Source organism: Sphingobacterium sp. BIGb0116, assembly GCF_024808035.1.
In the GTDB taxonomy this organism is placed as follows: Bacteria; Bacteroidota; Bacteroidia; order Sphingobacteriales; family Sphingobacteriaceae; genus Sphingobacterium; species Sphingobacterium paramultivorum.
This window is the reverse complement of record NZ_JANUDT010000007.1, coordinates 158,674-181,079: the sequence shown is the minus strand read 5'-3', so window position 1 is coordinate 181,079 and position 22,406 is coordinate 158,674. Positions and strand designations below refer to the sequence as shown.

The 22,406-nt window shown below is 40.5% G+C and carries 15 protein-coding genes; 11 read left to right on the top strand and 4 right to left on the bottom strand.

The genetic code is table 11. The features are described 5' to 3' along the window. Positions 1–432: 432 nt before the first annotated feature. The 6 genes from M2419_RS17245 to M2419_RS17220 all read left to right on the top strand — a co-directional run bounded on the left by M2419_RS17245 (position 433) and on the right by M2419_RS17220 (position 10,210). Positions 433–2,316: an alpha-L-fucosidase gene (locus M2419_RS17245; protein ID WP_259255452.1), complete on the top strand. Its 1,884-nt coding sequence runs from the start codon at positions 433–435 to the stop codon at positions 2,314–2,316. Next, the gene (locus M2419_RS17240) at positions 2,306–4,645 is read left to right on the top strand and encodes a glycoside hydrolase family 95 protein (RefSeq protein ID WP_259255451.1); all 2,340 of its coding nucleotides are present in this window, start codon (positions 2,306–2,308) and stop codon (positions 4,643–4,645) included. The genes M2419_RS17245 and M2419_RS17240 overlap by 11 nt, the downstream gene beginning before the upstream one ends. Next, the gene (locus M2419_RS17235) at positions 4,632–5,834 is read left to right on the top strand and encodes a DUF4369 domain-containing protein (RefSeq protein WP_153844299.1); all 1,203 of its coding nucleotides are present in this window, start codon (positions 4,632–4,634) and stop codon (positions 5,832–5,834) included. Before M2419_RS17240 ends, M2419_RS17235 begins: the two co-directional genes overlap by 14 nt. Positions 5,835–5,899: 65 nt before the next feature. Continuing rightward, positions 5,900–6,760 (top strand): AraC family transcriptional regulator, encoded by an 861-nt coding sequence (locus tag M2419_RS17230; RefSeq protein WP_153844298.1) that lies wholly within the window; start codon positions 5,900–5,902, stop codon positions 6,758–6,760. A 215-nt stretch (positions 6,761–6,975) separates the two neighbouring features. Continuing rightward, a complete protein-coding gene (locus M2419_RS17225) occupies positions 6,976–8,694 on the top strand; it encodes a M64 family metallopeptidase (protein ID WP_153844297.1) in 1,719 nt (572 codons plus the stop codon). A 76-nt stretch (positions 8,695–8,770) separates the two neighbouring features. Next, on the top strand, positions 8,771–10,210 hold the full coding sequence (locus tag M2419_RS17220; protein ID WP_153844296.1) for a hypothetical protein: 1,440 nt from the start codon (positions 8,771–8,773) through the stop codon (positions 10,208–10,210). A gap of 92 nt (positions 10,211–10,302) precedes the next feature. On the opposite strand, the gene M2419_RS17215 is transcribed toward M2419_RS17220, so the two are convergent. The 4 genes from M2419_RS17215 to M2419_RS17200 all read right to left on the bottom strand — a co-directional run bounded on the left by M2419_RS17215 (position 10,303) and on the right by M2419_RS17200 (position 14,721). Continuing rightward, positions 10,303–11,772, bottom strand: a complete 1,470-nt coding sequence (locus M2419_RS17215) for a glycine--tRNA ligase (RefSeq protein WP_153844295.1) — start codon at positions 11,770–11,772, stop codon at positions 10,303–10,305. 63 nt (positions 11,773–11,835) lie between these two features. Beyond that, complete coding sequence (gene bcp / locus M2419_RS17210) at positions 11,836–12,297, bottom strand: thioredoxin-dependent thiol peroxidase (RefSeq protein WP_153844294.1); 462 nt, start codon at positions 12,295–12,297, stop codon at positions 11,836–11,838. Positions 12,298–12,371: 74 nt separating this feature from the next. Further along, a complete protein-coding gene (locus M2419_RS17205; protein ID WP_227550056.1) occupies positions 12,372–14,096 on the bottom strand; it encodes a M23 family metallopeptidase in 1,725 nt (574 codons plus the stop codon). Between the two features lie 13 nt (positions 14,097–14,109). Then, entirely contained in the window at positions 14,110–14,721 is a 612-nt protein-coding gene (locus M2419_RS17200) for a fumarylacetoacetate hydrolase family protein (protein WP_153844293.1), read from the bottom strand. A 482-nt stretch (positions 14,722–15,203) separates the two neighbouring features. On the opposite strand from M2419_RS17200, the gene M2419_RS17195 reads away from it, so the two are divergent. The 5 genes from M2419_RS17195 to M2419_RS17175 all read left to right on the top strand — a co-directional run bounded on the left by M2419_RS17195 (position 15,204) and on the right by M2419_RS17175 (position 22,405). Continuing rightward, the gene (locus M2419_RS17195; RefSeq protein WP_159727377.1) at positions 15,204–15,839 is read left to right on the top strand and encodes a DUF6266 family protein; all 636 of its coding nucleotides are present in this window, start codon (positions 15,204–15,206) and stop codon (positions 15,837–15,839) included. 36 nt (positions 15,840–15,875) lie between these two features. Further along, a complete protein-coding gene (locus tag M2419_RS17190) occupies positions 15,876–16,535 on the top strand; it encodes an HAD family phosphatase (protein ID WP_259255450.1) in 660 nt (219 codons plus the stop codon). An 87-nt stretch (positions 16,536–16,622) separates the two neighbouring features. Next, positions 16,623–17,111 carry a gluconate 2-dehydrogenase subunit 3 family protein gene (locus tag M2419_RS17185; protein WP_259255449.1) on the top strand — a complete coding sequence of 163 codons (489 nt, stop codon included), beginning with the start codon at positions 16,623–16,625 and terminating at the stop codon, positions 17,109–17,111. Between the two features lie 7 nt (positions 17,112–17,118). After that, positions 17,119–18,834, top strand: a complete 1,716-nt coding sequence (locus M2419_RS17180) for a GMC oxidoreductase (protein ID WP_259255448.1) — start codon at positions 17,119–17,121, stop codon at positions 18,832–18,834. A 424-nt stretch (positions 18,835–19,258) separates the two neighbouring features. Continuing rightward, positions 19,259–22,405 carry a TonB-dependent receptor gene (locus tag M2419_RS17175; protein ID WP_259255447.1) on the top strand — a complete coding sequence of 1,049 codons (3,147 nt, stop codon included), beginning with the start codon at positions 19,259–19,261 and terminating at the stop codon, positions 22,403–22,405. Position 22,406 lies beyond the last annotated feature (1 nt).

Sequence of the window (22,406 nt, the reverse complement as noted above, 5' to 3'; positions counted from 1 at the left end):
CCAATGGAGCATCTAGTCGAATGCTGTTAACTACTTTATCCTCTATTAATAACGGATGGATGATTTTTGTTTGAACGACAAGCGAAAGAATCAGATTTTTGGGGAAATTAGGGTGAAAAAAGAACAGTTTTGTGTTGATATAGCATATCAATCGAGGTACAGCATGTTTTTCTTTGGTGTTGAAGATAAAAAATCGCTTATGCCGGTATACGAAAAGTTAAATAATTGGCTGTAAACAGTACCATTGATAAATTGGAATTCTTGTTTTAATCAATCGATTGATTTGAACAAAGAATACGATTTGACCTAGGGATAAATCCTATTGGAGCTGAGCATCGGTCGGTTTTGTACGCAAATGTTACATACAGCATTTTGCAAAACTTCTTATCTTAGAGCTTTACAACCTAATTTTCTAGAACATAAATATAGACTATGTTGACAATCTTGTTATCCTCCATTTTACTTTCCAGCGGGCCTGTAGCCAAATCAGATACTTTAAAAGCTTACGGGGCTCTGCCAACCGAGCGTCAATTAAAGTGGCAAGAGATGGAAACGTATTGTTTGATTCATTATACGCCGACAACTTTCCAAAATAAGGAGTGGGGTTATGGTGATGCACAGCCCTCGTTGTTTAATCCTTCGGCTTTTGATGCAAATCAAATTGCTAAGGCAGCTGCAGCAGGAGGTTTCAGGGGCCTAATTAGTGTAGCGAAGCACCATGACGGATTTTGTTTGTGGCCAACCAAGACAACATCCTATAGTATCGCTTCTTCACCATGGGAAAATGGAAAAGGTGATATGGTTGAAGATTTTATGCAAGCGACCCATCGAAATGGGATGAAATTTGGTGTATATCTTTCTGCTTGGGATCGTCACGATGAACGTTATGGTACTCCGGCCTATGCTGAAGCCTACAGACAGCAGCTGACTGAATTGATGAGCAATTATGGCCCTTTGTTTACATCCTGGCATGACGGAGCAAATGGAGGTGATGGCTTTTATGGTGGCCATGAAGGGAAGCGTATTATTGATCGAACAACTTACTATGAGTGGCATGAAAAAACCTGGCCTATCGTGCGTAAATTACAGCCTGAAGCCGTTATTTTCTCAGATATCGGTCCCGATATGCGTTGGGTGGGTAATGAAAAAGGATTTGCTGCCGAAACATCATGGGCAACATTTACGCCGATTGGCTTAAATGGAAAAGTCGCTGTACCTGGAGCAACAGAATCACATAATGCCGAAACAGGCGACCGTAATGGTAAATATTGGATACCTGCTGAATGTGACGTGCCGCAACGTCCGGGATGGTTTTATCATGAAGAACAAGATAGTCGTGTAAAAACACCAAATCAGCTTTTTGAGATCTATTTAAAATCCGTTGGAAGAGGAGCATGCATGAATCTTGGCTTAGCACCGATGCCTTCTGGTACATTACATGAGAATGATGTGACGTCGCTGCAGGCTTTTGGAAAAAAAGTGAAGGAAACTTTCCGTACAAATCTGGCTAAGGGAGCAACCATCACGGCATCCAATGTCCGTAATGGTGATTCAAAATCCTATGGGACTTCATTTATTACCGATAATGATCGCTATAGCTATTGGGCAACAGACGATTCCAAAACATCGGCAACATTGGAAATAAAATTAAAATCCCCAGCGAAGTTCGATCTTATTCAGTTGAGAGAGAATATTAAGTTGGGACAACGTATCGATAGTGTTTCGATTGAACGTTGGGAAAATAACAGCTGGAAGCCTTTGGCCAAAGCAACAAGTATCGGCGCAAACCGACTCATCAAACTCGAGCAACCTCAAACTGCAAGTAAATTACGTCTTCATGTTTATGCTCCTGTAGCGATTACGCTCAGTGATTTTGGATTGTTCAAGGAGTATAACGAGCCCTTTGCATTTAATACCAAAGAGGTGAAAAAGCTGACCGGATTTAAGATTTCGACAGGTAGATCTAATAATAATGCTTATATATCTGACGGAAAACCAAGTACTTTTGCGACTGTTGCCGATCAAGGTGTAATCGTTGTCGCTACAGAAAAACCTGTTTCTGGTATCGGCTTCCTTCCTCGTCAGGATGGAAAGAACATAGGGACACCAACACATTATAAAATCTCAACCAGTACCGACGGGAAAACATGGACCCTTGTTAAAGAGGGCGAGTTTTCCAATATTAAGGCAAATCCAATTTTGCAACAGGTGTTTTTTGATACAAACAACGCAACCAAGTTTATCAAATTTGAACCAAAACAATTTATCGACGGCAATGAATTAGCCATAGCGGAACTTGAATTGTATGGCAAATAAATTTTTAATGTTTATCGTGGTATGTATATGTCATACCACGTTGCTTTTTGCCCAACAAAATCCACTCGTACTTTGGTATAATAAGCCCGCTAAGGTTTGGGAAGAAACTCTGCCATTAGGAAACGGACTCATCGGCATGATGCCAGATGGAAATCCTAGTCAGGAAAAGATCGTGCTCAACGAGATCAGTATGTGGTCGGGCAGTCCAGAAGATCCCAATAATTATGAAGCCTACAAAAATGTTGAAGCTATTCAGGCACTGCTTAAAGCAGGTAAAAATGATGAAGCCGAAAAACTGGTCAATGAAACTTTTGTGACCAAAGGCAAGGGGTCCGGTTTTGGTAATGGTGCAAAGGTTCCCTATGGCTGTTATCAGCTATTCGGCGACCTTTTGCTGGATTATAAATTGCCCGCTGGAACGATCCAAGATTACAAGCGTTCCTTGGACTTAGCGACGGCCTCGGCACAAACTTCATTCAAGATCAACGGACAACAGGTCCAACGTCGTTATTATACTTCTTTTGACAATAATGTAGGTGTTATCCAATTGAGTCAACATAAAGATGAGGTACAGCAGTTAGGTATATCATTTCAGCGCCAGGAAAATATTGACCGTTATACCTTGTTGGACGATGGGATTCTGATCGAGGGGTCTTTGCCTGATGGAAAGGGAGGTAAAAATCTGAAATTCGTTGGATTAATTCAGGTTAAAGGTAAAAATCTGCAGATCAGCAAAAAGGATAAAACCTTAGAGCTGTCTGCAAAAGGTGGTCTCACGGTCTATTTCTCAGCAAGTACTTCCTATTATGGGAAGGATCCTTTACCTGTTGTCAAAGCGGCTGTTGCAGCAGCAAAAACTGCTGACGAACAGAAAATATATAAAAACCATCTTGCTGCCTATCAAAAAATCTTTAATCGGGTAATTCTTAATTTGTTTGGAAATACGGCGAATAACGCTATCCCTACTAATGAACGGATTGCCAATTTCTATAAAAATCCAGTTCAGGACCCTGATCTGGCCACGATTTATTATCAGTATGGAAGGTATTTGAATATTTCAAGTGCTGCTCCTAAAAATACAAATTCTCTGCCGCCAAATCTGCAGGGACTATGGGCTAATCAGATCAATACACCTTGGAATGGTGACTATCATCTCAATATCAATGCACAGATGAATCATTGGGGCGTGGAGGTCAATAACCTGAGCGAATATCATAAGCCTTTTATTGAAATGATAAAGCGGATTGCAAAAACTGGCGAGCAGACAGCAAAGGCTTACTATAACGCACCGGGTTGGGTGGTCTATATGATGACGAATATCTGGGGCTATTCCGCTCCGGGTGAGCAGGCTTCCTGGGGAGCCAGTACGGCATCGGGCTGGCTATGTAACCATCTCTGGGAACATTATCTGTTCACGGAGGATAAAGATTACCTCAAAGAGATTTATCCGATACTCAAAGGAGCGGCTGAGTTTTACGATCATACATTGGTTCAGGACCCTAAAACAGGATGGTGGGTCACTTCACCGTCGGTGTCGCCGGAAAATGCTTTCCGAATGGCCAATGGAAAAGTTGCTGCGGTTGTAATGGGACCTACTATTGATAACCAGATCGTACGGGAGTTATACCAGGCGGTGATCAAAGCTGATTCTATCCTTGCGACGAACGATAGTTTTGCCGGCGCCTTGAAAGCGAAGCTGAAGGATATCCCTCCGCCGGTAGTCGTTAGCCCATCGGGGCGCGTGATGGAATGGCTAGAGGACTATCAGGAAGTTGAACCTAAACATCGACATGTATCACATTTATATGGTCTGTATCCCGCGGCATTTATCTCGCCACAGACAACACCTGAATGGGCTGACGCAGCACGTAAGACTTTAGCTGTACGTGGCGATGAAGGAACCGGCTGGTCTAGAGCCTGGAAAATATTGTTTTGGGCGAGATTACAGGATGGTGATCATGCACTCGAAATTCTAAGGCAGTTGCTTAAACCCGCTTTTACCAATGAAACAACCTATCAGGGAGTCGGGGCAGGTACCTACCCTAATTTGTTCTGTGCGCATCCGCCTTTTCAGATAGACGGAAACTTCGGCGGCGCAGCCGGCATTGCCGAGATGTTGATACAGAGTCACAATGGTTATATCCATCTATTACCTGCTCTACCCAAAGCCTGGTCAAAGGGTGAAGTTAAGGGACTTAAAACCCGTGGAAACTATACCGTAGACATCAAATGGGAAAATGGAAAGGTTTCCGCCTTGCAGATTAAAGGTAAAAAAGGAAAGCTTCGTCTATTTGAAAACGGAAACTATAAAGATTATGAAGTTCGTTAAATATTTTTGCTTGATTTCTGTGCTGGCCTTGGGGACGACAGCCTGTACCCAAAAGTCCGAATCGGCGAAGACAGCCGCCTTGTTGAATAGCTTTAGCTATAAGATAACTGGAAAAACCACTGCCGCGGACGGGACTCAGGTGAGCCTCGTCGATCACGATAATAAACTGCAGCAATTTGTAAAAACGCCGGTTGCCAATGGGCAATTTGTTTTGGAAGGCGAACTAGCCATGGCCGGATTTTATGATATTCAGATAAAGGGTATGGAGGCCTATACATTATTTGTCGAAGGCGGGAGTGACTATGATTTGAGTGAAAATCAGGGCAAGTTTACCTTGACAACCTCTTCGCAGAATGCCAAGGATTTCATACAGTTCAATGCGAACTACAAACAGCGTGAGGAGGAGGAAAAAAATAGAACGGCAAATAAAAGCCAACGGGTAAGGCAGTTGGAGAGCCAGTTGCCTTCGATGGCTGCAAGAAATGATGGTTCCTATGAAAAAGCAGTGGATGAAATACAGCGCTTAAGCGGCAATGCCGCATTTAATCCACGCATACTATACGCCGATTTTATTCTCGATAGTACCCACCGTTCATCCTTAGTATTGCCTTATTTTTTTAAATACATCTCCTTGGATCAGACGAATTATAAAAAATTCGATGCGGCATTGCTGAGTTTTAATACGGATTTGCAGAAGCATCCTTATTTTAAATTTGCCCGCGAAAAGGTCGATAGGGTGAAAGACTTCTATGAAAATATGCCTGTATTTCCTGCTATTAGCCCGATGAATGTAGAGCGGGATAGTTTGAATTTAAAGGATATTTCAAAAGCTAAAATGCTGATTGCCGCGTTTTGGAGAACTTCCAATACAAATAGCAAGGCAGATATAGTGATGTTACGGAAAAAAGAATCTCAGTTGAACGCTATGGGGGTAAGGGTTATCTATTTTTCGCTGGATAAGGATTTGGATAAATGGATCAAATCAAGTAAAGAGCTCGCCCTAGGCAAGCAGAGCTATTTTTTGAATTATAACGACCAAGCAACGATGGAAAATGATTTTGGTATAGATCGTACGCCAAGTTATCTATGGATAAATCCGCAGACCTTCCAAATTTTATCCTTGAGTGGTGAGGATCCAGCAATGCCTCAGTTTTTAGGGAAGGTAAAGGAATTTCTTACTAAAAATTAACGATTATTGTCTTAAAAAATCTTACATTTGAATTAACTGTTTAATATTTGTTATTTCAATACGTAATGAAAGTCGTTCAATTTACAGTTCCGGTTGTTTACCAAGGATCTATTTGTGTGCAGGAAGACATTCTGCCGTCATTCTATAGCAACTATCACCGACACAAGGAAATTCAGTTGACCTACATCCTGAAAGGGCGGGGAACCTTTATGATTGGCAACTTTACACATAGTTTTGAAGAGGACGAAATCTATATCGTTGATGCGGATGAACCGCATATGTTCAAAACGGGGGAAGATATAGGGGATGGCATTCATGCCATCCATATTTTTTTCGACTACGAACATTTTAAACCCTTTCTGGATTTTCCTGAATTCGATGATGTCAAGTATTTCCTGGAACATATCAACGTCAGTAAAAAATTGGATGCGGAGCACTCTGTCGCGTTGAAAGAAAAATTTGTACAGATTAACGTGAGTGCGGGCATAGATCGTCTCCTCTCGTTTGTGAAGCTGATTAATTTTTTAAGTAAAAAAGTAGATCAATGGACTTCGCTGTATACAGGTATTCCACAAAAGAAGTTCTCAGATGCCGAAGGATTGCGAATCAATGAAATATTCCAATATACTTTCCAGCATTTTGGAGACAAAATTTCCTTGGAAGATATAGCTGCGGTAGCACACATGACGCCACACGCATTTTGCAAGTATTTTAAGAAACATACCCGGAAAACCTATGTTACCTTCCTCAATGAAATCCGGATTGAACGTGCCTGTAAAATGTTGATTGACGAATCTTCGGAAAGTGTTTCTAATATCGCTTTTAAAACAGGGTTTAACAATGTTGTCAATTTCAATCGGGTGTTCAAGAAAATAACCAAACTTTCGCCGAGTGAATATGTGCAGGAACATCGTATGCGCGACTAGGCTGTTTGGCGGATGTTACTATGCCGTTTAATGGAATAGTCTATGGAGATTTCCGAGCTATGGCAGGATCGTCATCCCGTTGATTTTTGGTAGGCTCCCCTCCGCGGAAATCGGAAGAATGGTTTTGTTGACAATATCGGAGAAAGACTCGTCAATAAAATTTAAAAATAGCAGGTGCTAAAATGGTATTTTTGAGTTCTAACGATAACCATTCGATGAATAAAAATCTATTTATTGCACTCATAGTTTTATGTATATCTGCGCTGCAGCTCCGGGCCCAATCTTCTCTTTTTAAGATTGATACATTGCAATACCAAGGAACGGATAAGCATATTGTCAATCTGGTCATTTTGGGGGACGGTTACACCAAAGCACAGCTGGATGATTACGCTGCCGATGCCAAGCAGTTTACCAACTATTTTTTCTCGATCGAACCCTTCAAGCAATACAGCAGTTTTTTTAATGTGTTTGCTATTCGTACGATCTCCGAGGAATCTGGTGCAGTGCACGACTGCAAAGCGGGTGACTGTGTACATGGTGAAACCGATCTGAGTAAATATCCCCCACGTTACAATAAGTTTACACGGGATCATGCTGTTCCGATTGCTCATCCGAACACGATTTTTGGAAGCAGCTTTGACAATGGTGGTTTACATCGTTTGGTTGTACCTCAGAAAAATGATCGTATTGAAGAGGTATTGAAAATGCATACCCCAAATTATACACAGGTCGTTGTGTTGGTCAATTCCCCATTTTATGGTGGTTCAGGAGGAAAATGGGCAACTTCTACTGTTAATTTTAAGAGCAATGACATCGCGGTGCACGAAATTGGACATTCCTTTGCCCAGCTTGCGGATGAGTATTGGGCTGGGAATCAATATGCTATTGAGTCTGCAAACCGCTCACAATCGGCAGATGCAAAGCAGGTCCCCTGGAAATACTGGCTTGGAAAAGACGGAGTTGGTATTTATTCTTATGGTGGTAAAGGTTCGCCCTCTAACTGGTTTAGACCACATGAATATTGTAAAATGCAATACCTGGTAGCTCCATTTTGTCCCGTTTGTCAAGAGCAATTTGTTGCTTCCATCAAGAAGAAGTCAAGTCCATTTATTCAGGTAAAACCTGCCCTCGATAAGCCGATTACCTTAGATAGTGTTCAGAAGTTTTCGCTACGTCTAGCAAAACCTTCCCCGAACACCTTTAAAATGTCCTGGTTGTTGAATGATCAAACAATTGCGACCGACATTGATTCGGTTTACCTCGATCCGGGAATGCTAGGCGTTGGAGCGAATACGTTGAAGGTGATGATTCAAGATACGACAAATCTATTACGTAATCCATCCTATGTCAACCATCGAGACTCGGTTGTATGGACATTTAATCAGGTAAAATTGCTTGATTTAGCGAAGCCATCGACCACATGGGGCGATACATTGGAAACCTGTTATGGTGGTGCTCAGGTGCTTACAGTAAAGCATCCTATTGCCGGACTTGAATATCGCTGGTATGATGCCGCCACAGGGTTTTGGGAAGAGACGGGCAATAATATTTTTTTACAAAATATTGTGGAATCAAAAGTATACCTCGTCCGTGGTATTTGGGATGACCGGGTTTCCGAGAAAACAAAAGTTTACATCAATATATTGGACAAAATTGATAAGCCAAAGAATATTCAGGTTAAAATAGACAAGAAGAAAAACACAGTGCAATTGACAGTAAAGGATAAAGGCGATGCGCGTTATAACTATATCTGGTTGAATGAAGAAGGTAATCCGATCTATGAATGGGACGAATTTAATGGCGAGTATGTACGTCCAACAGGGGTGAATAATGTGCTCAAAATGAAATTAACAACCTCTTCTGGAAAGATATACGTTCAAAAAATAGATAAAGAGACCACTTGTAAAAGCGAGAAAACGATTGTAATTTTTTAGTTACACTATTGGAGTGAAATGATTTATAAGTTAATTTTAATCTGCCGGTTAATTAACTTATAAATCATTTATATTTATGAAAAGAAAATCCAAGTCAACTTGGGGAATTCTTTCATGTGTATTCATCCTGGTTTTAGCCGCAATGCCTTCGTGCAAAAAGCATGCAAAACTTCCCGATGAAAACGATGAAACAATTCATGCGGTAAAATTCAAAGTCAAGGATTTTGAAGCGATTGTTACTCCTCTAAAAAAACAATCAACCACGGCAAAACGAGCTGCGTTAAGCAGAGCTGCTTCCGAAAACGAATTGCTGTACCACTGGACGTTTGATAATAGCAACACCGTTCCAGAAGTTGCACTCGATGCCGCTGTTTTGATCGATTACAACAATGAAAAGACAGACTATGATTTTTTGGGCGGTTGGCCTGCAACGGGAAAAGCCATAAGTTTTAAGGGCGGGAAAGAGATCCTAATTAAAATCCCAACCAAAGGTATTCAATCCTTAGGCAGCTGGACGTTTGATTGCAATAGTTCGAGTACAGGACCAAGGGCGCTCATGTTGAGCTATTCCCTGGATATGGGAAATAGTTTTTCAGTGCTCTCGGACACAATCAGGTATCCCCCGAATGTGCAACTTTCAGCTAAAATTCCAATAAGTACATCGTTGGCAAATATTTCGCTTGGCAACAGCAAAGAGCTTTGGTTGAAAATCTCATTATTTGCCGGGAGCAGAGACGGTGGAGTGGGCTACAGTCCAACGACGGGTACCTTTAAGATGGATAACGTGATGATTTATGGGCAAGTAAAGCCGCAGGCTTTACCAAGTAAGTTTTATTACCATGTGTTCGATGCAAAATCGAAGGCCATGATCAAATCGGGCGTACTTAATTCGCAGGAAACTTTCGATGTTGAATTGCCGAATGGAACCTATTACCTGAGTCTGATTGCTAAAAATTCAACATTGCCGCTGATTATGGCAGAGGCTGTGGATTTTGAACACTTTTATGCTACGAATGCTTTTTCTGAACAATCTGCGGAGTTGTTTGCAGGTCGGGATACCTTTGAGGTTAAGGGGGCGCTAGAGCGGGTACTGAAGTTAAACCGGATCTACAGTGAGGTCAAGTTGACCTTTACAGACAGCGAAGATCTGAGCGCAATTGATAGTATTCAGGTGGAGCAACTTCATCCTGTATTTCATTATTATCCTTTTATGACGCGAAGTAGTGATCAGTTCGATAAAAGTGTATTGACGGTTGTCCCACATTTTACGGTAGCTGATCAAAGTTTTTCGTTCAACCAATTTATGGGCTATTATCTCGATAACAAGGCTATTCGGTATCAGTTTCGAGTTTTCAAAGACGGCCAACTACTGCGTACATTTGAACTGGGAAGCGAAATCCGAAATAATGTTCAAATACAGTTTAAGGGCAAATTGCTGGAGACTGCCAATGGGAATTTGGGTTTTCAGATCGTGAAGAATGAACATTGGGACGATCATATTGTGATAGAATACTAGCACAGTTATTGTACTTAGCATCTAGCCGCCCTACATCTATTAAAACAAAAAGGTGTCCAGCAATGGACACCTTTTCTGTGATAGCGGATTGGCTATATCAATTTTTTTAGCAAGGTATTCCAACCAGCCAAGTCATTCAATATTTTTTCAAGATCGGCAATGGCAACACGTTCCTGTGCCATCGTATCACGGTGACGGATAGTTACGGTGTTGTCTTCCAATGAATCGTAATCGATTGTGATACAGATTGGTGTTCCGATTGCATCTTGACGACGGTAACGTTTTCCAATGGCATCTTTTTCGTCATATTGAACATTGTAATCCAATTTTAACGTATTTAGGATCTCACGTGCTTTTTCTGGTAAACCATCTTTTTTGGTCAATGGTAAAATTGCAGCTTTTACCGGTGCCAATGCTGGTGGAAATTTCAATACAACACGAGAATCTTGTTTTTCTGCTGTAGAAAGATCTTCTGTTACCAAAGAGTTACATAATACAGTTAAGAAAAGGCGATCCAATCCAATTGAAGTTTCAATTACATATGGAATGTAGTTTTGATTGATTTCAGGATCAAAATATTGCATTTTCTTTTTAGAAAATTCCTGATGTTGTTTCAAGTCAAAATCTGTACGCGAGTGGATACCTTCAACTTCTTTGAATCCGAATGGGAAGTTGAATTCAATATCAACTGCAGCATTTGCGTAATGCGCTAATTTATCGTGATCGTGGTAACGGTAGTTTGAAGGATCGAAGCCCAATGCCAAGTGCCATTTCAAGCGTGTCTCTTTCCATTTGTTATACCATTCCAATTCAGTACCCGGGCGGCAGAAAAATTGCATTTCCATTTGCTCGAATTCACGCATACGCATGATAAACTGACGTGCAATTACTTCGTTACGGAAAGCTTTACCAATTTGTGCAATACCAAAAGGAATTTTCATACGTCCTGTCTTTTGAACGTTCAGGAAGTTGACGAAAATACCTTGTGCAGTTTCAGGGCGAAGATAAACTTGATCTGCTCCATCTGCCATAGCACCCATCTGAGTTGCAAACATCAAATTAAATTGACGTACTTCAGTCCAATTTTTGGTACCTGAAACCGGACATACGATATTATGTTCTTCAATGATGGTTTTTAGTCCAGCTAAATCGTCTGCATTCAATGCGGTATTCAAAGCGTCTAATAATACAGCAGCTTCTGCTGTCTTGCCATCTGCCTCATAACGTGCAATCTTATCTTCGATCAATTGATCAGCACGGTAACGTTTTTTTGAATCCTTATTGTCGATCATCGGGTCGTTAAAGCCATCAACGTGACCAGAGGCTTTCCATGTCGTAGGGTGCATGAAAATTGCGGCATCAATACCAACAATGTTTTCGTGCAATTGCACCATGGATTTCCACCAATAAGTCTTTAGGTTGTTTTTTAATTCCGAACCTAATTGCCCGTAATCGTAGACGGCACTTAATCCGTCATATATTTCGCTCGATTGAAATACAAAACCGTATTCCTTCGCGTGTGATACTACACTTTTGAAAAAGTCGTCTGTCTGTTTGCTCATAAGTGGCAAATATAGATATTAGTTTTAGATTTTAGATATAAGATTCTTGATAAGAGGTATTCTTTAAATGCCTAAATCACGGATCTGCTGAGACGCATTTTTGTTATCTACTTTTTTGATGATATGCTCGATAATGCCATCTGCATCAATCACAAAAGTGGTACGTGCTGTGCCCATATACTTTTTGCCATACATGTTCTTTTCGACCCATACACCATAGGCCTCTACAAGGCTCTTGTCTTCATCTACAAGCAGCTGAAAAGGAAGCTCATGTTTGCTGATGAATTTTTGGTGCGATGCCTCGCCGTCCACACTTACGCCTATGATTTCAAAACCATCTTTTTTCAAAGACTGATAATTGTCTCTGAAATTGCAGGCCTCCGTGGTGCAGCCTGGTGTATTGTCTTTTGGATAAAAATATAAAATAACTTTTTTCCCTTTAAAATCTGAAAGATGGACTGTTTCACCATTTTGATTTTTTGCACTGAAATCCGGTGCTTTCTGTCCTATTTCTAGTGTTGCCATATTACATTGTATTTAGTCGATTAAGATACGATTAATCTCTTGAACCCCCTGATTTATTGCCAAAAATTAGGGGGCTACCTCATAAAAGAAGCTTCGTATGTCTTTAAATTTCCTTTATTGTCTTTCACTTCGAGTTTAAACTCATGTCGGCCACTGCTTAAGTCGGGTTCGAAGTCGTGCCAGATATGTCTCGTTTTAGGATCATATTTCATCAAGGCCCATTTTCCATCAATATAAGCGTCAAAAGTATCTATTCCAGAGAGATTGTCGCTGATTGTAAAGTCAATGGATTGCTGTCCACTCACATTCTTTCCGTCGGTCAGGTTACGTGTGACAATATTCGGTGCAATGGTGTCAACAGCAACATAAAAACCGCCAAACTCGCGAACATTGGCCACGACCCAACCGTTCTCATATTTACCTCCCTGTGCTCCGCCGTCGGAAGAAACAATCAAAGCTTTGTCATAAAGATTTTCAGACAAGCTGTAGTCTGGTTTGATCATGAGTTTGTAGTATCCGAATACCGGTGTATAAGCGTTGTGGATATAGTGCATTGCCGAGTAGCCTTTTGCAGGTTTTGCTCCCTGCGAATAGTTGAAGTAAAGGTCGTCATACAATATATTTTTGCTCATATAAACCCGAGCATTCTCCGCTTCATATTTATTCTCGTCAGCATAGTGGAACATTTTGAGGCCTGTTGCACCTGTACGGCTGATGGAAAGTGAAGGGTTGTTTTGCACCTTAAAATTCAATTCGCTCATATTCCCTTGAACATCCTTGACAACATATTTGACATCATGGACCTCATTATCTTTCAATTCGATTTTTCCCAGGTTGTCCAGATGTTTATAGATGTTGATCGGATTGTTTGGATCTTTAAAACTTTTTTGAACGCGTACACCGGACTTTTTTAAGTAAGGGTAGTCGACGTAAGACTGGATCGCACGTGTCTGGTCAAAAGGGATCGATTCAAACAGCACCGTACTGATGTTTTTGTTGTCCAAAAAAAGTTCGATCGAGTAGACACCATAGGTAAATGAGATACCACTGCGTTTATCAACCGTGTTAATGCCTAGCCCAAAGGTGCCATTCACAGAGATGGGGGCGTTTGTTGCTAAACTATAATTGCCGCTACCAACGGATTTGATCGTTTGATGTCTGCGGGGCGTATTTTCATCAAACAGTTCGGAGCCTAAATCATAGACCGTCATGCCGCGGATGATCGGTTTTACACCATCCGGAAAGAGTAGTCCGAACAATTGTGGATTGAGTGGTAGCTGCGCTTTTGTATCACGGATTTCAAAATGAAGATGCGGACCTGCAGACCCGCCTGTATTGCCCGAATTTGCAATAAACTCGCCTTTTTTCACCGGGACCTGATTTGGTTTGAGGAATACATCTACATCAAAACGTTTCTGCTTGTACTGCTCATCTTTGATGATTTTAGCAAGATCCGAATTGAAACTTTCTAGGTGCATGTATACCGAGGTGTAACCATTTGGGTGATCAATATAAACATAATTACCACCACCACCTATCTGTACCCTGACGCGGGATACAAAACCTTCCGCCGCTGCATGCACAGGAATATTGATGCGTTGTTGTGTCCGATAATCGTCCCCGCCATGGAAATGCGTTGCGCGCAATTCGCCGAACGATCCTGAAGCCTGCGGCGCAATGTCCATGGGCCGTACAAAATAATTTTGTGGATAATTGCGGCTTTTGATAATATCTTGTCCCTGGCTCAAACCTGTCATACAAGTGAGGATGGCCAGTAATGCTATTCTTTTTTTTGTCATAAGATGTCCCAACTTATTTAATTCTACAGCTAAACATCTTCTGTTCGCCGATGAAACCTTCCAATAAATCGCCGATGGCAACGGAACCGACACCAACAGGCGTACCTGTGTAAATGAGATCCCCTTTGCGGAGGGTAATAAATTTGGAGGTATACACAATCAGATCCTCGTAGGAGAAAATCATGTCCTTGGTATTTCCCTGCTGAACTGTTTGCCCATTTTGCTGCAGGGAGAAATCAATCGAGTTCACATCTGCAAGCTCTTCTTTAGGAATCAAGTTGCTGATCACTGCAGAATGGTCAAATGCTTTTGCCAATTCCCAGGGAAGGCTTTTTGCTTTTAGTTCTTGCTGTACATCCCTTGCGGTGAAGTCAATCCCCAGACCGACTGCATCGAAGTATGTTGATGCAAATTTTGGTGTCACATGTTTTCCTTCTTTACAGACCCGGAGTACAACTTCGGTTTCGAACTGAATATTTTTGGAGAATTCCGGGTAATAGAAATCTTTGTTATCCTTTAATACCGCAGTATCAGGTTTTAAAAATATAATGGGATTCTCGGGGACTGGATTATTGAGCTCTTTCGCGTGGTCGATGTAATTGCGACCGATTGCAATTATTTTCATTATATAAATTTTTAAGGCAATGAAGCTTTCAGATTTCTTGCGAACTCATGAGCTCGGTTTTCATCGCGTGTACGTTTGAGGCGGTATTAGAAAGTACTATATGCTATTTGTGAACTACCTATACTTGGCCGGAATGCGCTATGCTAACGAACGTAATGGCTATCTTCTAAAAGCTTGTCGTGCATTCATACTCGGTATACATTAGTTTTCGTTTACCACAACAAACTTAATAAATGTCCAAAGCTTATCCAAAAATGAAGGAAAACAACTGCTTTTGTACGTGCTATCAAAGTAACTATTTATATAGGTTTTAGTTAGGTTTTGTTTAGGTTTTATTTAGGTATAGTATAGGTTATAGCTAACTAAAAACTATACTATACCTAATCTAATACTAGTTTATACCTAACGTAATTCAAACATTAATATAGATCGATTGTTAAGAGGTCATTGTTAAGATGATAATTAAACAAAAAACTTAAAATATGGCTATAGTAGAAGATGGACCCAATGGTGGTTTTCGAGGTAAAGTTGGTTCGATATATGGATACAATCGTATGGGGCAATGGATTATTCGGGGAGCAAGGAGAAAAAGCAGTAAACCTCCGACTGAAGCTCAGCGATTACATCGTCAAAAAATGAAAGCTATCGGAAAATTTTGTTCGGAGAACAAAGCAGTTTTTGATTTTGGCTATGGGCTAAAAAAAGAAAATGGATCTAAATATGGTGCATTTCAGCTCGCGCAAAAACATGTTTTCAATGATGTACTGGCTTTTGATGCCGATCATAATCCTGTTGTGAATTTTGAAAATTTGAATGTGTTTGTGGGGGATCTAATACCGCCCGCGGGTACTAAGGTAAGTGTGAATGAAGGTCGTATATTTTTGGAATGGATACCAAACCCGGTGTATGATGATGAAATTTATAAGTTAAATCTAGCATGCGTTAGCTTAAAAGATTTCTGCTCGTTAAAATTAGCAGTTGCATCTGCTAGGGATGGCCAATGTTTTGTGGACGTACCGGTTGAATTAAACCAAAAAGCTGATTATCATGTCTACATCGGTTTTTGGGATACCTATCATGGTGCATTCTCAAATTCTACGTATTGTGGCGTCATTTAATAGGATTTTTCCACCTACTTGTGTATCTTTAACACTATGAATAAAATACAGGCGGTATTGTTCGATCTGGACGGTACGTTAATTGATTCGGAATATTTCTATTTCAAAAACTGGGCACCTATATTAAAACAGGAATTTAACCTTCAGATCAACTATGAAGATTGGATTCGCGATTTTGCTGGACATACTTTAGCACATAATGTCAAGCGTCTTACCGAGGACTATGGCTACGACGTGACGGAAGAACATATGTGGAAGCGTACACGTGCGGCCTATGCCGATTCTAATATGAGCGATATTGAATTGATGCCTGGAGCACGAGAAATTTTAGCTTTTTTGAAAGCAGAAGATATCCGTATTGGGCTTGTGACCTCGAGTTATAGAAGCACAGTCGATACTGTTTTGGGCAAGCATGAGCTTTTGGATTATTTTGAGTTTTTTGTCACGCGTGAGTGTGTGGAGTTGCCAAAACCCAATCCGGAACCCTATCTGTTGGCATTAACAAATCTGGGTCTACCAGCTGACCGCTGTGTGGCTATCGAGGATACATCGACCGGAAGTACATCGGCGTTGGGAGCAGGGACGCAGTTGATTGCAGTTACGAAACAGGAGGTAGAACGTGCTAGACTAACAGCTGTTGATAACATTGTGGAAAACTTATCTGAGGCAAAAGACCTGTTGGCGCAATGGATTTGAGGGTTGTAAAATAATTTAATCGTTTTAGCATTTGTATTTTTATTCGGATATATGTAATATTACCGAATTGTAAAGGGAACTCTGATTATGAACCGTAGAACCGCAATAAAGCAATTTTTCATTATAGCTGGCGGACTGACAATTTTGTCGTCCTGTCTGAATGATGGAGGTGCATCAATTGTATTAAATAAGCTGAAGATTTCGGCGGAAGATGAGCAATTTTTGGGCGATCTGGCTAACATCCTGATTCCGAAATCGGATACACCGGGAGGAAAGGATCTGAACTTACATCTTTTCGTTATTAAAATGGTGGATGACTGTGAGTCGCCAGAAAATCAGGCTAAATTTGTCGCTGGTTTCAACAAATTGAGAAAACAGTTGAATTTAAAAAATAGCAAAGAGACTGAGACCACTTTGGCGGGGTTAAAAGACCAAACCGACGAGAAGGCTTTTTTTGAGACCTTCAAATCGCGTGCAATTCAGGGGTATATGAACTCAGAATACGTGATGAAGAATAAACTGATCTATAAACTTATTCCGGGTCCGTACAATGGTGCGGTAAAAGTTAAGGCATAAATAGCAGATGGCAAATCTAAATATTGACAGTGAAAAAAACAGAACCTACGATGCGATCGTGATCGGTTCGGGAATTAGTGGCGGTTGGTCCGCAAAAGAGTTGTGCGAGAAGGGGTTGAAAACATTGGTTTTGGAACGTGGACGTGATGTACAACATATCAAGGATTACCCAACCACCAATATGATGCCTTGGGAGTTTGAACATCGGAATGAAATGCCTTTCAAAGTAAAAGAAGAAAATCCGATTGTCAGCAAATGTTATGCATTCCATGAAGATGCGGCCCATTTTTTTGTAAAAGACAAGGAACACCCTTATATTCAAGAGAAACCTTTTGACTGGATCAGAGGCTATCAAGTTGGTGGCAAGTCGTTATTATGGGCGAGACAGACGCAACGTTGGTCTGACTTTGATTTCGAAGGGCCAGCGAGAGATGGTTTTGCCGTAGATTGGCCGATACGTTATGCTGATTTAGCACCTTGGTACGCTTATGTCGAAAAATTTGCCGGTATTGCCGGTAATCACGATGGACTTCCTGAATTGCCAGACGGCGAGTTTTTGCCAGGGTACCCATTAAATATTGTCGAGAAGTATTTTAAAGAAAGCGTCCAAAAGAAATTTCCGGAGCGCAAAGTTATTTCAGCACGTTGTGCACACTTATCTAAACCAAATCAGATTCACATCGAACAAGGACGTGTACAGTGTCAGAATCGCGTACTTTGTCAGCGAGGATGTCCTTTTGGTGGATATTTCAGTTCCAATGCAACGACAATTCCTTGGGCGGCCAAAACCGGAAATATGACGCTACGTCCATTTTCGGTTGTTCATTCGATTCTCTATGATGAACAAAAGGGAAAGGCAGTCGGTGTACGTGTTATAGATACCAATACAAAAGAGGAAATTGATTTTTATGCCAAATTGATTTTTGTCAATGCGGCTGCAATCAATACCAATTTGATCTTATTGAATTCTAAATCGAACCGTTTTCCAAATGGTTTGGGTAATGATAGTGGTGTGCTCGGAAAATATGTTGCCTTTCACAACTATAGTGCACGCATTTATGCGGAGTATGAAGGATTGTTGGATTTTACGGCCGAAGGGCGGAATCCCGCAGGTGGAGGGTATATTCCACGTTTCAGAAACTTGCACAAACAGGAAACAGACTTTTTAAGGGGCTATGCCGCTGGCTTCGGAGCTTCACGTAGTAAAGAGTCAGATCGTTCAGGTTTAGGGCTAGATCTGAAAAACAATTTGTTGAATCCTAAATTAGGTGTTTGGCAGGTTGGATCTCACATGATGGGTGAAACAATACCAAAAGAATCAGGAATGGTTTCATTGGATAGCAGTAAGAAAGATGACTGGGGTATTCCTTTGTTAAAAATTGCTGTCGATTATGATGAGAATGATGAAAAAATGAAAAAAGATTACATTGCTATCATGACGGAAATGTTTACGGATGCTGGCTTCACAAACATTCGCCCGGATTCACACTGGCAGGCTCCAGGTTTAGATATCCATGAAATGGGCGGAGCACGTATGGGGCACGATCCGAAAACTTCGGTACTGAATAAATGGAATCAGATGCATGCTGTGAAAAACGTTTTTGTCACAGATGGTGCAAGTATGACCTCAACATCAACACAAAATCCTTCATTGACCTATATGGCATTTTCGGCACGATCTGTCGATTATGCGATCAGCGAGATGAAGAAAGGAAATATTTAGTTTATTGGGGAAAGGTTTTGAAAATAAATCTTTCCCCAGTAAAATTAAAGTGCTATCTTTCCAACTTAATAGCACGTTAAAACCAAGAAATAATAACCAAAAGGGAAAACAATAACGAATAAACAATTAAAGAACCAATAAGTAATAAAAAAGACAATTAAAGAACCAAAATAGGGAAACCAAAAAATTTTACAACAAAAGCAAAAGCGATTTAGCTTAATTTATTACAGATGCTATGCGGCAATAATCCCATAGACATTTTGAAACCTTATGTTTTCTGTTAAATGAAAGCAAGGGGAGTATCATATGCAATTTTAAGAAAGCAGATCGATTTTAAAACCATCAATTAAGGGAAACTAAATTAAACTAGACGTTCTAAGCATCTTTTTGCTAAAACGTTTTTATAAACCAAATCACTATTAATATGAGCAAAGTTGACGTAAAATCACTTGCGCAGCTTGGGAAAAAATCAAAGTTATTTTTCTCATTGGCTGTCATTGCTGGTACTTTCCAACAAGTCAATGCCGCAGTCGGAACTTCTGCCAATTACGATGGCAAATCCTTCGTAAAAGAAGTAAACCATGTGCAGCAACAAGTTAAAGGAAAAGTATTGGATGCTACTGGAAAACCAATTTCAGGAGTTAACATCGCCGTTAAAGGTACTTCAAAGGGCACACAATCTGATGCCTTGGGTAATTTTACATTGGATGCTAAAGCGGGGGATGTATTGGTCGTCTCTTCCATTGGTTACAAAGCCAAAGAAGTTACTGTTTCCGGTGCAACTGTTTCTGTACAATTGGACGATGATCAAAGCCAATTGGACGAGGTTGTCGTTGTTGGTTACGGTACAATGCGTAAATCTGATGTGACAGGTTCTATCGCCATGGTCAAAGGGGCAGACATGATCAAAGATCAGAGTTTTAGCCCTTTAGATGCCTTGAGGGGAAAAGCTTCGGGGGTGAATATCTTTTCTAATTCCAGTCAACCTGGAGCATATGGAAATAGAGTCGTTATCCGTGGTGTGGCTACGATCAACTCGTCTTCCAATCCTCTTTACGTTGTCGACGGAGTCGTGATGGAAGATTTCAATTTGTTGAATCCGAATGATATCGAAAATATTGAGGTCTTAAAAGATGCTTCTTCTGCAGCGATTTATGGTGCACGTGGTGCAAATGGCGTTATCTTGGTAACAACAAAACGTGGAAATAAAGACGGATCTAGAACAATTAGTTATCAAGGATCAGCTGGAGTGAGCTCTGCTCAACGCTACATGGATGTGCTGAATGCACAGGAATGGGTGGATGCCTTTATGATCGGATTGGAGAATGAAAACAAATACCAAGGAAAATCTTGGTCTTTGGATAAAAAGACCTGGTTTAATGATGCAAACTATTTTGATGGAAATGGTAATCCACTGTATGATACGGATTGGCAGAAAGAGGCAACACGTACAGCTATCTCACATAATCATCAACTAAATGTACAACAAGGTGATGAAAAATCTTCTGTTGGTGCATTTTTGAATTATACCGACCAACAAGGGATCATGAATAATACCTGGAACAAGCGGATAAATGCAAAAATGGCTTATGATGCAAAACCTACATCCTGGTTATCTACAGCAATTAATTTAACCGTTAATCACACTTGGGGACGTTATACTCCAGAAGATGGTGGTGGACAGGAAGCTCGTCGTACCATGATTGAGATGATTCCTTGGTATCCAGTTTATGATAAGGACGGTCTCTATACGAATTCGTCGTCATCGACTGTAGCAGAACAATTGGGTTTTGAAGGTATGTCCAATCCCGTCGCCATTCTAGATTTGCAAAAACGAATGCGCTACAATACACAAATTTTTGGAAATGCGGCATTAACATTTCATCTAGCTGATGGTTTGGATTTGAAAACACAACTAGGGATTGACCACCATAGAAAAGATTATAAGGGATATTCTTCAAAGCTGTTAAATAATATTTCTAGGCCGAATGGCTGGGCAGAACGTACCCATACAAATACATTGTATTGGCAGGAAGAAACTTATCTAACCTATAATAAGCAATTCGATAAACATCGGATCAATGCAATGGCAGGTCTCTCTTGGCAAAAGAAAACGTATGATTACGATAAAATGAGATCAGAGGGATTTCCGGATGATTTTTACGAGTATAATAACATGGGATTGGGCATCACTCCTTCTGGACTCGAGTCTAATGTCAATGAATGGGCGATGAATTCATATTTCTTAAGAGCTGCTTACTCGTATGATAATCGCTATTCAGCAACGGTAACCAGCCGTTATGATGGTTCATCTAAATTTGGTAAGAACAATAAATATGCATTTTTCCCTTCACTAGGTTTGGCATGGAATGTGTCCAATGAGGAATTTTTACAAGGCAACGAAACAATCAGTAATTTGAAATTACATACAAGTTACGGTTTGACAGGTAACTCCGAAATCGACCCCTATAAGTCGTTGTCAATCGTCGACGCTGGAACAATCTTGCTGAATAATGCTAGGGCTCCATATTCATTTGTGAACACGATTTCGAACCCGGATTTAAAATGGGAAAAAACGGCCCAGTTTGATTTTGGGGTGGAACTGGGATTACTAAAAAATCGATTAAACTTTGATATTTCTTATTATCGTCGGAAAACGACAGATCTTTTGTTGGAGGCGCCTCTACCAAGGGCAACCGGCTTTAATTCGGTTTATAAGAATATAGGATCTGTTCAGAATCAAGGTTTAGACATGATGATTACAGGTACAATTGTGACCAATGAGAATTTTGAGTGGAAAGCATCGTTGAACGGAAACTATAACAAAAATAAAGTCTTGAAATTAGGCGAGAACAACGCTGATATCTTACAAAATGATTGGGTCGGCGGGGCCAATAGCATTATTCGTGTCGGTGAAAACCTAAATAGTTTCTATGGCTATAGAAGATTAGGCGTATATACACAGGCCGATGTTGACGCAGGAAATGCAGAAATAAAAGATATAGGACGTGCAAAACGTTCAAAAGAAAAGGAAATCATAGGAAAAGGACTACCTGATTGGACAGGTAGTTTTATTAACAACCTCCGTTACAAGAACTTCGATTTCACCCTAGATCTGCAATTTGTCAAAGGAGTGGATGTCATGCAGCAATTTTTCCATTCTACTTATGATCGTTTTGGAATTACCAATGGTCTGAAGGAAATTTTGACAGATGCATACAATGGTTCCAATCCGAATACCATGCAGCAGGCCATCTATCTGACCAATGGTGGGCATGCGGGACAGGATACCAATGTGGATGATGCTTGGGTTGCGGACGGATCCTATCTTCGTGTAAACTTGATGCAATTGGGATATACATTCAAAGCTGATGCGTTGAAGCGAATAGGATTATCGAGATTACGTGTTTATGCGAATGCAAATAATCCATTTTTGTTCACATCAAAAGATTTTAAAGGTTATGATCCAGAAAGTACCTCACAAGGGGAGAGTAAATTTGGACAAAATATGACCTTTTTCTCTTATCCTAGAGCGAAGACTTTCTCTTTAGGTGTTAATGTTACATTTTAAT

Coding starts and splice junctions, on each gene's coding strand:
- M2419_RS17190 (WP_259255450.1), top strand. CDS start 15,876: ATGAATAAAATACAGGCGGTATTGTTCGATCTGGACGGTACGTTAATT.
- bcp (WP_153844294.1), bottom strand. CDS start 12,297: ATGGCAACACTAGAAATAGGACAGAAAGCACCGGATTTCAGTGCAAAA.
- M2419_RS17175 (WP_259255447.1), top strand. CDS start 19,259: ATGAGCAAAGTTGACGTAAAATCACTTGCGCAGCTTGGGAAAAAATCA.
- M2419_RS17230 (WP_153844298.1), top strand. CDS start 5,900: ATGAAAGTCGTTCAATTTACAGTTCCGGTTGTTTACCAAGGATCTATT.
- M2419_RS17220 (WP_153844296.1), top strand. CDS start 8,771: ATGAAAAGAAAATCCAAGTCAACTTGGGGAATTCTTTCATGTGTATTC.
- M2419_RS17200 (WP_153844293.1), bottom strand. CDS start 14,721: ATGAAAATAATTGCAATCGGTCGCAATTACATCGACCACGCGAAAGAG.
- M2419_RS17225 (WP_153844297.1), top strand. CDS start 6,976: ATGAATAAAAATCTATTTATTGCACTCATAGTTTTATGTATATCTGCG.
- M2419_RS17180 (WP_259255448.1), top strand. CDS start 17,119: ATGGCAAATCTAAATATTGACAGTGAAAAAAACAGAACCTACGATGCG.
- M2419_RS17185 (WP_259255449.1), top strand. CDS start 16,623: ATGAACCGTAGAACCGCAATAAAGCAATTTTTCATTATAGCTGGCGGA.
- M2419_RS17195 (WP_159727377.1), top strand. CDS start 15,204: ATGGCTATAGTAGAAGATGGACCCAATGGTGGTTTTCGAGGTAAAGTT.
- M2419_RS17215 (WP_153844295.1), bottom strand. CDS start 11,772: ATGAGCAAACAGACAGACGACTTTTTCAAAAGTGTAGTATCACACGCG.
- M2419_RS17240 (WP_259255451.1), top strand. CDS start 2,306: ATGGCAAATAAATTTTTAATGTTTATCGTGGTATGTATATGTCATACC.
- M2419_RS17205 (WP_227550056.1), bottom strand. CDS start 14,096: ATGACAAAAAAAAGAATAGCATTACTGGCCATCCTCACTTGTATGACA.
- M2419_RS17245 (WP_259255452.1), top strand. CDS start 433: ATGTTGACAATCTTGTTATCCTCCATTTTACTTTCCAGCGGGCCTGTA.
- M2419_RS17235 (WP_153844299.1), top strand. CDS start 4,632: ATGAAGTTCGTTAAATATTTTTGCTTGATTTCTGTGCTGGCCTTGGGG.